Annotated in this window: 9 protein-coding genes; 6 read left to right on the forward strand and 3 right to left on the reverse strand. The window is 40.5% G+C overall.

Annotated elements, in window-relative coordinates:
* Positions 1-115: 115 nt before the first annotated feature.
* From GARC_RS20500 to GARC_RS20525, 6 genes are all read left to right on the forward strand, one after another.
* Positions 116-991, forward strand: coding sequence for an HpcH/HpaI aldolase/citrate lyase family protein (locus GARC_RS20500; protein WP_007623917.1), 876 nt, complete (start codon positions 116-118; stop codon positions 989-991).
* A gap of 133 nt (positions 992-1,124) precedes the next feature.
* A complete protein-coding gene (locus GARC_RS20505) occupies positions 1,125-3,500 on the forward strand; it encodes a sodium:solute symporter (RefSeq protein ID WP_161603940.1) in 2,376 nt (791 codons plus the stop codon).
* A gap of 51 nt (positions 3,501-3,551) precedes the next feature.
* The gene (locus tag GARC_RS20510; protein ID WP_007623920.1) at positions 3,552-4,430 is read left to right on the forward strand and encodes a LysR family transcriptional regulator; all 879 of its coding nucleotides are present in this window, start codon (positions 3,552-3,554) and stop codon (positions 4,428-4,430) included.
* A 116-nt stretch (positions 4,431-4,546) separates the two neighbouring features.
* A complete protein-coding gene (rbsK, locus tag GARC_RS20515) occupies positions 4,547-5,518 on the forward strand; it encodes a ribokinase (protein ID WP_007623923.1) in 972 nt (323 codons plus the stop codon).
* A gap of 219 nt (positions 5,519-5,737) precedes the next feature.
* Positions 5,738-6,901 carry an ADP-ribosylglycohydrolase family protein gene (locus GARC_RS20520; RefSeq protein WP_007623924.1) on the forward strand — a complete coding sequence of 388 codons (1,164 nt, stop codon included), beginning with the start codon at positions 5,738-5,740 and terminating at the stop codon, positions 6,899-6,901.
* An 89-nt stretch (positions 6,902-6,990) separates the two neighbouring features.
* Positions 6,991-7,968 (forward strand): calcium/sodium antiporter, encoded by a 978-nt coding sequence (locus tag GARC_RS20525; protein WP_007623926.1) that lies wholly within the window; start codon positions 6,991-6,993, stop codon positions 7,966-7,968.
* 82 nt (positions 7,969-8,050) lie between these two features.
* Here the strand turns inward: GARC_RS20525 and GARC_RS20530 are convergent, their stop codons facing one another.
* From GARC_RS20530 to GARC_RS20540, 3 genes are all read right to left on the reverse strand, one after another.
* Complete coding sequence (locus GARC_RS20530; RefSeq protein ID WP_007623928.1) at positions 8,051-9,622, reverse strand: sodium/sugar symporter; 1,572 nt, start codon at positions 9,620-9,622, stop codon at positions 8,051-8,053.
* Between the two features lie 184 nt (positions 9,623-9,806).
* A complete protein-coding gene (locus GARC_RS20535) occupies positions 9,807-11,339 on the reverse strand; it encodes a sulfatase family protein (protein WP_039990174.1) in 1,533 nt (510 codons plus the stop codon).
* 25 nt (positions 11,340-11,364) lie between these two features.
* A complete protein-coding gene (locus tag GARC_RS20540) occupies positions 11,365-13,215 on the reverse strand; it encodes a glycoside hydrolase family 36 protein (RefSeq protein WP_007623932.1) in 1,851 nt (616 codons plus the stop codon).
* Positions 13,216-13,275: the final 60 nt, after the last annotated feature.

Raw genomic sequence — 13,275 nt, forward strand, 5'->3', positions numbered from 1 at the left:
CCCTAGTACTTGTTCTATAAAGTTTTGAATGAAAATGTAAATTCTCAATTGTTAACATTTGCAACAAACAAAACAAAACAAATATATCTTTTTAGCTAATCAATAGAGGGTAATTATGCGTAGTAAGCTTTTTGTTCCTGGTATCCGCCCTGAATTATTTAGTAAGGCATTAGCCGGGCCTGCCGACGCCATTTCTATAGATTTGGAAGACTCGGTAGTTGCTAGCCAAAAAGTCCAAGCACGGCATATTATCAGCGAGTTTTTGCTGTCCGCGGAAGTTGCTACTTGTCTCAAAACTATTATTGTTAGGTGCAACGGAATTTATACTAGTCATTTTAAAGATGATCTAGCGGCCGTTATTCGCCCTAACCTAAGCATGCTCAATTTACCTAAAATTGAATCAGCCAAAGATGTCTTGGCTGCGGTTTCCTTGATTGAAAAAATCGAACGGGAAAACGCTATTGTTAACCCCATTCCTTTACTCGTTAACATCGAGACCGCCAAAGGACTACGTAACGTAATAGAAATCTGCGGCGCCCATAAAAGAGTCGCTGGACTGCAATTAGGCTTGAATGACTTATTTGATTCAGCTGGGATCGATCGAGATGATAACGCCAGTGTGCATGCTGTAATGCTGACGCTTCGGCTAGCAGCCTGCGAAGCCGGTATTAAGGTTTATGATGGCGCATTTCCCGATATTAATAACATGCAAGGGTTTCAAACTGAGGTAGAAATGGCGCGTCGCTTGGGATATAGCGGCAAAAGTTGCATACATCCTAATCAAGTCGCGACAGTTAATCGACTGTTTATCCCAGCAGCAGAAGATGTTGCCTTGGCAGAGCAGATTGTTGAAGCGGCTGATAAAGCTGAAAGTAAAGGTGTCGGGGTTTTTACTGTTGCTGGAAAAATGATTGATCTTCCCTCTATCCAGCGGGCTAAATCAGTACTTGCAGAATATAGGCACTACATAAACACCCAAACAACGGCTTAATCGACTTAATGGTAAGAATTTCAGGATGTACAAAATGAACCAAATTATGCCCAATAACAGTAAAGTGTCAGGTCATCGATCTACTCTCTTTTCTATCACTCTAAAGCCATTTTTAGCATTGGTTTTGATTCTAATGATAAGTCTCGGAGTTAAGGCCGAAAATCTAGTTGCTGTGAGTACCGAAGATGTCAAACCTTTGCCTGGCGATGTTGCTGTAGCAAAAATTTGGACATATCAACAAAACTTGGTGGCAGTTGATAGTCGCGACAATATTTGGAGTTTTGATCAAACAACGGATAAATGGGACAAAAAAGAAATACCTTTTCGAGGCATAGTGAAAGGCACGGCAATTAGCGCCGATAGTACTTATTTGCTGATGGCAGACCCGTCAACAGGCTGGATAAATAGAGTTGAATCTTTTGGATCCTCTGAACAACCTCAGGGTTATTCAATGCCTATGTTACCCGAACCACTTAAATTCGCTGCTGCAAGCATCTTGGATGAAAAGCTTTTTATTGTGGGCACATCTGCACAAGGAGCTTCGAAAATGTTGGCTCTAGATTTATCGTCAGATAATGCCGAATGGCAAAACTATCCTGTTTGGTCGGGAGATGGAGGGGTTGTTACATCAGTCATTGCTCAAACAGATAGATTACAAGTTACCTTAAAGCATGAGGCAAGTACTGAAGAGCAAATGTGGCAATGGTTACCCAAAGACGGTTGGCAGCAACGCAGTATATTACAGGGTAATGTGATTGAAGGAACTGCTCGTTCTATGGGACAAGGACATGCGCTTTATCTTGTAACCAGTGCGGATGGTTCCAGCGTAAAAGTAATGAGCTTTCAAACGATAACTGGCGCATGGGCTGAACTGGAACGTTGGGACAATCATGGCACCTTGTCCGGTACTGGATGGAAAAAAGGAATTCTGTGGGTCGCATCAGCAAATGACCAGAACGGCACACAACTAGGACTGGCGCAAGTGCAGTCTAGACAAAATTTATTATCGCTGACGGATTGGGTCATCTTAGTGGTTTACCTGATTGCGATGTTGGGTATGGGTTTATATTTTTATCTGCAACAAGGACAGTCATCAGAATCCAACTTTTTCCTTGGTGGTCGCTCAATTCCGTTTTGGGCTGCAGGAATAAGTATTTACGCTTCGAATGCCAGTTCTATTAGTTATATTGCTGTTCCCGCTAAAGCTTTTGCTACTAATTGGCAATATTTGATGAGCAATATGATCCTCGTACTTGGATTAATATTTGTTGCTGTGTGGATAGTGCCATTATTGCGTCGACTCAATTTAATATCTGTATTTCATTATTTGGAAACCCGCTTCCATCCGTCTATTCGTGTGATCTCGAGCATTTTATTTATTGTGTTCCAGTTGGGCGGCAGAATGACGGTTATTTTATATTTACCTTCATTGGCATTATCCACTGTTACTGGGCTGGATATAACGATGTGTATACTTGTTATGGGCTTTGTGACCATATGTTATACGGTATTAGGTGGCATGAAAGCCGTTATTTGGACTGATGTTTTACAATTGTTTGTCATGTTTGGCGGCACTATTTTTGCCATTGTTTTTATCTTAATGAAACTTGACGGCGGCACTACAGAGTTTATTTCCAGCGCCTTAGCAGATGACAAGTTCAAAATGGTTGATTTTAGTTTCAATCTAACTGACGCAACAATATGGGGATTCTTGTTTCTGGTCTTTTTCGACACTGTGCTCACTTTCCCTAAAGACCAAGTACTAATGCAGCGGGTATTTTCGACATCTTCCGCTAAAGAAGCAGGACGCTCGATGTGGACGTTTTCGGCGATAGTAATACCTGGAAGTGCAATGTTTTATTTGATTGGTACTGCTCTCTATGTCTTTTATCAAGCTAACCCTGGACGAATGGATCCTTCGTTGTCTCTTGACGCAACCTTCCCGTTATTTATTTCCGCGGAACTGCCAGTCGGCGTTACCGGCTTGATCATCGCCGGTATATTTGCCGCTGCAATGTCCACCCTGTCGAGCATTTTGAATAGTGTGGCGACAGTATCAACTGTGGATTTTTATGAGAAATGGTTCAAAACCAGCGATGAAAAGACCAATCTCCGCTTTGCAGAAATTGTGACTGTGGTTGCTGGCTTAATTGGTATTGCTTTAGCGCTGTTGTTGGCAAGTTATAATGTTAACTCTTTACTCGATGTGGCACTTGAACTTTGGGGCTTATTAGGTGGTGGATTCGCTGGTGCTTACACTTTGGGTATGTTTACTAAGCGTGCAAATTGGCAAGGCGTTATTGTTGGGGTAACGGCTAGTTTCATTGTGACCTTTATGGCTTGGACAGTTGACCTTGTGCACCCCTATTTTTATATGCCTCTTTCAGTCTTCGTCTGCATTGTTGTTGGATATGCTGCTAGTTGGTTTTTCCCCGCCCCTGAACGTCTGGATGGATTAACCATTTATGCGGATCAAGCAGGATCTAAAGTTCAGGCTGCGGACCAATAAGTGAGCTCCGCAGGTTATTTTTGCAGAGTATTTTTTGTGATGGGGATATAAATGGATACTAAGTTTCTTAAAACCTTCGTAACTGTTGTAGATTGCGGCTCAATGGCTGCAGCTGCCAGACAGCTTAATCTTACCCCGGCTGGTGTGGCGCAACAGATCCGCACCTTAGAGCGTCAGATTGAAGCTCCATTAATTAGGCGAGCAGGGCGTACGGTAACTGTGACTGAAGCAGGCGTTCGAATACTCGAGCGCACTCGCAATGTAATACAAAACGTTGCCGAACTACGTACTATGGCAATTGATGACTCGGTCGGTGGTGAACTTAAGTTAGGCGCATGTAACACAGCATTAACGGGGATTTTGCCTGACATATTAGCTAATGTAGTTGCTGACTTTCCGCAGATTGGGGTCACCATTCAGCCTGGTTTATCTATTGACTTACACCGTTCGGTTGAAAATGGCCAACTAGATGCCGCGTTTGTATTGCAAGCACCGTTTACACTTTCCAAAACTTGTTGCTGGCACCTGCTTCGAGAGGAGCCTTTAATTGTATTAGCACCTGAGAGCATGAAGAACTGTGATCCTCATGAATTGCTCACTACTCAGCCTTTCATTCGTTATGACCGAAATTTGTGGGGTGGCAACTTGGCAGATCAATACCTCAATCAAGTAGGGATTTCACCAAATGAACGTTGTGAATTAGCAGCACTCAATGCGATTGCCGTTATGGTGGATCGGGGATTAGGAGTTTCACTTGTACCTGATTGGGCCAAACCATGGCCGGAGGGCTTAAATCTTACGCGGATTGCACTGCCCATCACATTTGAGCCTAGAAGAATTGGAGTGGTTTGGTCGCGCTCTTCGATTAGAAGTCGACTGTTAGAAGCTTTTATTCAAGAAATTAAAAAAGCTAATTATGGTCGGATTTGAGCTTTCGCCTCTGAGGAAAAATCAATCCAAAACTCCGTGTGTCAGAATCGTAAATCAAAGGTTAGTTGCGGTTCAACTAATAACATTTTCCAAACCTATTCTAAAGATAAAATGAAATGAAAAACTCTCAAATTAATAGCTTAGTTCCCCCCGTCAAAGTGGTTGTTGTTGGCAGTGTTAATTGCGATTTAACGACCTACCTAACTGATTTTCCTTTAAAAAATCAAACGGTAATGGCCAAAAAATCTATTTTATCTATTGGTGGGAAAGGGGTTAATCAAGCCATTGCAGCGGCTAAAGATGGTGCAAATGTAAGTTTCATCGGATGTGTAGGGGATGATCTATTTGCCAGCAATGCGCTTAATTATTTGCACTCACATCAAATCAATACCGACAATATTCGTGCTATTAAAAATGAATCCACAGGCACTGCTTCAATTTTGGTGACTGATCAGCGAGAGAATATTATTGCTGTTGCGCCGGGAGCCAATTGGCTGCTAACTGTTGAAGATGTTTACAATTCAGAAGCGCTAATTCGTGAGGCAGATGTAGTTATTGTTCAGTTGGAAATACCAGCTGAAGTGGTGAAAGTTGCTTTGGAACTTTCTCGAAAACACCATGTTTTATCCGTACTTAATCCCGCACCGGCTGCCGACTATGCAAAATCTTTATATTCACTTGCCGATATTGTTACGCCTAACGAAACTGAGGCGGCTGAGCTAACTGGTATTGAAGTTAAGGATAACGATAGTGTTATTGAAGCCGCGAATATTATGTTGTCCGAAGGGGTTAAACAGGTCGTTATTACATTGGGAGAAAGAGGAAGTTACGTAGCGTCTAACGAGATCCAGCAATTTATTCCCCCGTTTTTAGTTGAAGCTCTCGATCCAACCGGCGCGGGGGATGTATTTAATGGCGTTTTAGCGGTAGCAAGAGCGCGAAAACAGCCCTTCATTGACGCCGTGGTACGTGCTTCAGCAGCTGCTGCGTTGTCTGTCATTAAACCTTTGGCACAAGATGCGGCCCCTGATCACCAACAAATTAATCAATTTCTGCAACTTAACGCAACTACTTCAACACAGCCGTAGCATGGAGGGATAACGCTAAAAAAATTAATGACAGTAATGAATAGCGATACCGCTGCTTACTAAATAAGCGATGACTTGTTAAAAAACAAATCAAATGAATGCAGTTTTACGTTTGATCAAAACACATTGGAACAGTTGCAAACATAATATTTTGGATGTTTTAGCTGCTACCTACCCTAGACAATTAACCCCTTTTAAATGATGGATTTGGAGAAAAATATGCTGAGCTTTGTAGATAGAGTAAAAGGAGTGATTTATGGCACTGCGTTTGGTGATGCCATTGGCGCCACTATTGAAAAGCTTACTTACGAGCAAATTTTAGAAAAATACGGCAGGGTGGAAACCATATTAATGCCTTGGCATAAGGCAGATTGGTCAGCTTCTATGCGTAATAATCGTCAACGAGGTTACGGCATTATTACCGATGATACTTTAATGACCATCGCTCTTATGAATATTTATAACGATGTGAAACGTCCCCTCGATGCGTGGGATATGGCTGATGGAATGGTAAAAGAAATAGCATTTAAGAAAACTTATATTCCAGAATTAGGCAGAGAAGATCATATTATCGAGCGTTTGTTTTACCCTGAAAAATGGATTTTTCAACGTCATGCACTCGCTAATTGTGAACCACGAGAAGGTGGGATCGGCAATATGATAAATTGTGGTGCCGCCATGTATATTGCTCCTATTGGGATAGTGAACGCTTGCAATCCAAAGGCTGCGTATGATGAGGCTATTAATTTTGCCAGTGGCCATCAAGCTAGTTATGGACTAGAAGCAGCAGGTGTATTAGCCGCTTGTGTTGCTAAAGCATTTGAACCCGGCGTTGTTATTGAAGACATAGTCGCAACAGCTTTATCGCTGGCGAAGGATGGCACTAAGATGGCTATACAGGATATGTGCGAGAAAGCGCGACAACTGAAAAGTCAAAAAGATGATCATGCATTAGTGGTCGCTGAATTCCAAAAAACAATTTTGCCGTATTCACCTATGGCTGATGATGTCAGCCGAAAAATCGAAAAGATAGGTGTGCCGTCAAATCATTACGTACCAAGTCGACTGTTCGCTATTGAAGAATTACCTTTTGCACTTGCCTACGCGGTATTACATGACGGTGACTTTAGACAGACCATTATTGGTGGTATTAACTCTGGACGAGACACGGATTCCATTGGTGTTATGTCTGGCGTGATTTTAGGTGCAATGTATGGGCACAAATATATAAATGATGAAGAGTTAGAGGTGTTAACTGAAACAAACAAAATACCATTCCAAAACATTGCCGAACAGTTTTCGGAAACTGCACGGAATATGATTGAGAATAATTCAAAAATGGAACGACATAAACAAGAACTGCTAACAAGCATAATGAAATAACGGCTCATTAATCTCGGTTCTTCAGTGTCGAGTTTTTCTTCTGAAATCTCACGTTTTTTTTAAAATATGTCTACTTGGCAGGTGTTTTAATGTTTATAGCTTTATTGGCAATAATTATTGGTCTTAGTTTATTGGTATGGAGTGCCGATCGTTTTGTTGATGGAGCTGCTATTTTAGCAAAACACTTTAAACTACCTCCATTACTTATAGGTATCGTCATCCTTGGTTTTGGGACGTCTGCACCAGAAATGGTGGTTTCTGCTATGGCTGCAATTGATGGTATTCCAGGACTCGCACTGGGAAATGCAATAGGTTCAAATATTACCAATATTAGCCTTGTCTTGGGGATAACAGCAGTCTTATGTCCTATCACTATTCATTCAAAAATTATAAAAAATGAAATGCCGCTTTTAATATTTATAATGCTATTTTCTGGGTATTTATTTTTTGATGGTGTTTTATCAACTTTTGATGCCTATTTATTACTCACTGGATTTGTACTGGTAATAATATGGTCAGTTACTGCTGCTCTGGGGCATCGTTCTGACGCTTCAAACTCGGAGTGTTGCGATGATCAGCCGTCAACTCCAATACTTCTTAGACGTGAAATAATCTGGCTTATCGTTGGTTTAGTTGTACTTATAGCTAGTTCACGATTACTTTTATGGGGTGCTGTTGAAATTGTTTCAGCTCTTGGGGTTAGTGACCTAGTTATTGGACTGACTATTGTTGCTGTTGGGACTTCATTGCCAGAATTAACCACTACTATTGCTGCCGTTCGCAAAGGTAATCACGACATCGCTATTGGTAATCTCATCGGTTCAAATATGTTCAATATTCTTGGGGTTGTTGGTCTTACCGGTGCAATTGCGCCGATAACATCGATTCCTGCGGAGGTCATGAGCCGTGACTGGCCAGTCATGTTTGCTTTGACTCTAATATTACTAGTAATGGTATTTGGATTTGGCAAGAGGAGCCGGATCTTTAGAAAAGAAGGTATTTTCTTACTAGCTATTTATTGCTCTTATAATGGCTATTTGGTCTACGATGCACTTGGAATAAAATAAAAAAAATAAAAAAAAATAAAAAAGACAAAGCTAAAATCTTTGTCTTTTTTAAATGATACTCAATATAGGAATTAACGGCGAGTTACCACCAAGCGCTATAAAATGCGGCAAGTATCAAAATGATACCAATCGCCAAGATATTGAACGAAGGGGTTGTAGAGAAATTAACTTCTTTAAGAGACACTGTTTGTGATTGTGTATTAGATCCAGCCGATCTGAATACCAATGAGCAGAATACCGCTAAACCGATACAGGCTAAGAACACTAAGCCAACTCTATCCATAAAGGGGATAGTTGGGAAAGCAAATTTGAAGGTAAAAGATAACACGGCTGAACCTATTGCTGCCGACATTGCGCCTACTGCATTCATTTTCTTCCAGAACATTCCTAGAACAAAAAGTACCACTATTCCAGGAGTAAAAAATCCGGTGAATTCTTGGATGTATTGGAATGCTTGATCAAAATTTCCAAGTAATGGTTTTGCGCAGAGCATAGCAATTATCAACGCTAGCAAACTAACTATACGGCCCACTGCAACGTAGTGGCTCTGACTTCGATCCTTTTTAATATGGGAATATATGTCGATAGTAAATATGGTTGAAACACTGTTACACATGGATGCTAATGACGACACTATTGCTGCAATAAGTGCTGCAAATACCAGCCCTTTAATACCAACAGGCATTAATGCCATTAGGCTAGGATATGCTTCGTCAGGGCGATCTAAATCGGTAAACAATAATGCGGCAGCAATGCCTGGCACTACAACAAAAAATGGAATAAGGAGTTTCATGTATGCAGCAAAAGCAATACCTTTTTGTGCTTCTTCGAGGTCTTTAGCGGCTAGGGCGCGTTGAATAATATATTGATTAAAGCCCCAATAGGAAATATTCATAATCCACATTCCGCCTAACAATACCGAAAGCCCTGGCAGATTTGCGTAATGGGGGCTATCAGCATCAAAAATCATATTGAATTTTTCAGGCAGTTGCTCGGTTAATATACCAAAACCAGCAATAAATCCTTCACCGCCTGCGACTTTATCTAAACTGATGTAAGTTAAAACAAAACCACCAAAAACTAATAATACAACTTGTATTATATCTGTGTATGCAACGGCCTTAAGGCCACCATAAAGTGAATAAGCGAGTGAAAACAATCCAAGACAAACCATGCCCGTTGTTATATCAACGCCTGTAATCGTATTAATGGCCAAACCACCCAACCAAAGCACTGCAGTTAAGTTGACAAAGACGTAAACAGCTAACCAAAATACCGCCATTATGGTCCTAACTCTATTGTCATAGCGTTGCTCCAAGTATTGCGGCATGGTAAATATTTTGTTTTTGAGAAAAATAGGTAAAAAGTATTTACCGACAATAATCAAAGTAATAGCGGCCATCCATTCGTAAGACGCAATGGCTAAACCCAAAACATAACCTGAACCTGACATGCCAATAATTTGTTCCGCCGAAATGTTCGAGGCTATTAACGAAGCACCTATTGCCCACCAAGGTAAGGATTTACCGGCTAAGAAATAGTCTTCTGTATCACGTTCATGATTTTTCTCATCCCGAGAAATATACAGCGCCAGCGCGAGTAGCGCACATGCGTAAAAGACAAAAATGCCTATATCAATTGCAGATAGATTCATTATAAATATTCCAAGATTATTGTTTGTCAGGCCCGCTAGGAGTTACCTCAAAATTCGATGTACTTTGAACATTAAGGTTTAAAATTAACTAGATTTACCTTAGATGACTAAATCTAGTATTCCGCTGTATTGAGCTATTTATAGGTTCTCTCTAGTAAGAGAGAACCTATAAGAAGTCGTTAACTCATTTCTGAGTTACTTTCTTGAATCTTTCATTTTTCAACGAGTATTGAGACCCTGACAGATCAGGATATTTGGCTCTTAAGAGGTCATATTCAGGGTTAATAGCGGTATCTCCCCAAATGCCAAGCATTAATTTTAATGATTCCTCACGTTCTGGATATTGTCCTTTGTCATCTGTTTGTTTAATCCAAGAAGTTAAGATTTCCCTATGATGAATTAACTCGGCGGCATAATTGGGATCATTAGCTAAGTTGTTAATTTCATCAGGATCATTCACTAAATCATATAATTCCTCTACATCTCTTTGAGGAAGCCAATGTTTAGCTTGGATGTCATTGAGTTTACCGTCCAGATAGAGTTGGCGGGAAACATTGGTTAGCTCCCATTCATCTCGATAGCTAGGTTGCATAGCTGAACGTTCAGGAAAGAAGTTTTTAATATATTTATAGCGCTCGGTTCGTACTGAACGAATTCTATCTATGGTGAAGTCACACCTGTCTCTGGCTGATATTACATAATCTTTGCTCTTGTAGTGTCCGCTAAACAGATTTTCACCTTCAAAGTACTCGGGGATATCAATACCGGCAACGGCTAATGAAGTAGCACCAATATCCAGACCACTGATTAATTCATCTCTTACGCCAGGTACCACAATATTAGGGTTACCTTTCCAATAAGCGATGAAGGGCACTTTTATACCTCCTTCATATAGAAATTGTTTGTGACGCAGGAAACGTGTTCCATGGTCGGCAAAGAAGAATATAAGAGTATTATCAAGTTCGCCGTCATCTTTTAGGCGCTGCAATATTTCACCAACGTCCCTGTCTGTCATTTGTAAAGATTCTAGATATCTTGCCCATTCTTCTACAACGACAGGATCATTTGGATAATAGGGAGGTAATTTTATTTTGGATCTGTCTATTGGAAATTTAACCCTATCTTTAAATGTACTGCTGAAGATGTGCTTGCCACCTTTTAGTTGAATTTGTCCAAAAAATGGCTGGTCTTTATCTTGTCTAGAATTCCAATCAATAGGTACACCTGATTTTCCGTATAAGGGATGAACCATGTAATCACCCTCATATAAATCCTTTCTATCATAGCTAAAGTTGTAATCCTCTTTACCACTATTAAAGGTGAAATATCCCGCCTTTTTAAACAACTCAGGTACGGTTGTGATCGTCTCAGGTAAGTAAAATGCAGACTCTTCAGTTCTTGCACTATGGTGATTATGCACGCCTAAGGTGGTTTGCATAACACCAGTGATCATAGCTGAACGCACAGCGGAACAAACTGGCGCTGGCATGATGGTGTTGGTAAATTTAACGCCTTTATTTGCAAGATCGTCAATTACTGGGGTTTTTACCAATGGTTCACCATAGGTTCCCAAATCTTGGGATATATCCTCTACATAAATCCATAATATGTTGGGCTTTTTATCTGGTGTTTTGGCTATTTGCTCAGTTTTTTGGGCACATGAACATAATAAAAATGTCATTACCAAAAGTGCAACATAGGGTCTCAGTTGGTTCATATTTGTTTTCCTATATTTGATTAATTTACTGTTTTGTAAACGACAATAATCCCGATGTGGGTACGTCGAAACCATGTAGTCCCTGTTTCAAGTCGACACTTTTTTTACTGATTATCTTACCCGTGCAATCAGTGATAACAGCATTGTATTTGCCCCAACTGTCACTCAAATCTAGTACAACGCGGTTAGATTTTTTGGCGTTTACTATATCTAAATTTGGGAGTGACACACTTCCTAATTTAACTACCTCGTTGGCATAAAGTGCTGTGATTTGTTTATTACTGGTATTAGCGCTTATCTGTGGGTATTTCCCATAAATTCCGTGAGCCTTGAAATCTCCGTCTAACAATACGTGTTTGTTATTTGACCAATATTGGGTGTAAAAAGTTAACATCTCGACATGGGGTTTGGGAATGTCAGCAAGTCGAACTGAAATTTGTGGTACCGAGAATAATATGTTTAAAAATTGTAAGGCTGCGATCTCAGCTTTTTCATCCTTGTGCCACATCAGCATGTCTGAATGCACTGCGGTGTTGCCACTTAACACTCTGAGATTTACAATTCTTTCTCTATTGGTAATGGCACCATTAGGTATGTCGGTAGCGCGAAACATATTGCCGTACTTGCGCATTGCCGGACCAATATAACGCTGGCGAAACTCAATCATTACCTCGGGATTGATTTTTTTTAGTGCCACAATGGTGTCTGTCATTAATCTATCAACAGCTTCGTAAACAGAGGCGTAATCTCTGCCATCAGTGGCTTCTAATACTGTTGTTGAATAACTTTTAAACTGATCGATAAAATCTAATTTTAAACCATCCCAGCCCCAGTTTTGGATGGCATTTTCATAATGACCGATAATATATTCCCGTACTTCCGGAAAACGAGGATCTAACACATAAGTCTGTAAACTTTTATGATGAGTCAGAAATTTGCCTTCGAATTGCTGCAAACCCTTAGCTTTCTCACCCATAAATGGCAGAGAATACCAAAGCAAGGCTTTCATGCCTTGGTCATGAACGTCATCGACAAATTTTTTGATTTCAGGTAAACGATCAGGCTGCCAGTCTCCTGTATATGCGTAACCGCGATTACTGTCTGTTGTCTGCCAACCGTCATCAACAATAATGGATTTGAAGCCCATTTTGACCGCGAGTTTAACTTCTTCGAGTAATTCATCGTGATCAATGTTTTGGTGATAACTGTACCAAGTTGAATACATCGGCTCGGTTGCAGCTTCAGGTACCTTGGTTGGGATATAAGCCGCCATTGATGCCCACCAATTTGAAACATCTAATAATGCTGAATAAAACGGCCTAGCGCGGCGATCAAAACGAATCTCGGTGCTGTACTGAGTGACTTTTTTATGTTTTTCACTAAAAAGTTCAATACTGGCATAAATTTGGGCATCTTCTTCTCTGATTTTTGCAGCTAGATTTACCGGATTAACTGCATCCGCCACTGCTACGGTTAGGCGATTTACATCGTCAAATCCAAATAAGGTAAAAACCGGGGCATTACGAGTTAACATAGATTCTAATTTAGATTCGTCCCAATCAGCTTGCAATATGTGACTTTCGTTGTAGGCTGCAGTCCAGATCCCGGAAATATCTGTCGATGGCAGTGACCACTTAAGGGTCAATTTGGGCGGAGTGGTTGCTTCACTATGACTAAGTGTTAAAACCGCGACGTCTAAGCCATCTTCTATTTTGGTATTATCGATATTCAGACTAAAACCAGCCAAATCACCTTCTACAGTTATTTTCTGTTCACCAATAACAAAATGCCTTTCTTGTGCGACGGCGTATTGCACACCTAGCAACATGAAAAACAAACTTAATCCAACTCTTTTCATTCGATCTCTAGTAAACATTTATCAATTTCCTAAATTTGATATTACTTAAATTGATCCACACAAATGGGTGTAGCGACA

The organism is Paraglaciecola arctica BSs20135, assembly GCF_000314995.1.
GTDB classification, from domain to species: Bacteria; Pseudomonadota; Gammaproteobacteria; order Enterobacterales; family Alteromonadaceae; genus Paraglaciecola; species Paraglaciecola arctica.

Bases quoted from the DNA above. Each gene is read 5' to 3' on its own strand.
- GARC_RS20535 (WP_039990174.1), bottom strand. From the start codon at position 11,339: ATGAACCAACTGAGACCCTATGTTGCACTTTTGGTAATGACATTTTTA.
- rbsK (WP_007623923.1), top strand. From the start codon at position 4,547: ATGAAAAACTCTCAAATTAATAGCTTAGTTCCCCCCGTCAAAGTGGTT.
- GARC_RS20530 (WP_007623928.1), bottom strand. From the start codon at position 9,622: ATGAATCTATCTGCAATTGATATAGGCATTTTTGTCTTTTACGCATGT.
- GARC_RS20525 (WP_007623926.1), top strand. From the start codon at position 6,991: ATGTTTATAGCTTTATTGGCAATAATTATTGGTCTTAGTTTATTGGTA.
- GARC_RS20505 (WP_161603940.1), top strand. From the start codon at position 1,125: ATGATAAGTCTCGGAGTTAAGGCCGAAAATCTAGTTGCTGTGAGTACC.
- GARC_RS20520 (WP_007623924.1), top strand. From the start codon at position 5,738: ATGCTGAGCTTTGTAGATAGAGTAAAAGGAGTGATTTATGGCACTGCG.
- GARC_RS20500 (WP_007623917.1), top strand. From the start codon at position 116: ATGCGTAGTAAGCTTTTTGTTCCTGGTATCCGCCCTGAATTATTTAGT.
- GARC_RS20540 (WP_007623932.1), bottom strand. From the start codon at position 13,215: ATGTTTACTAGAGATCGAATGAAAAGAGTTGGATTAAGTTTGTTTTTC.
- GARC_RS20510 (WP_007623920.1), top strand. From the start codon at position 3,552: ATGGATACTAAGTTTCTTAAAACCTTCGTAACTGTTGTAGATTGCGGC.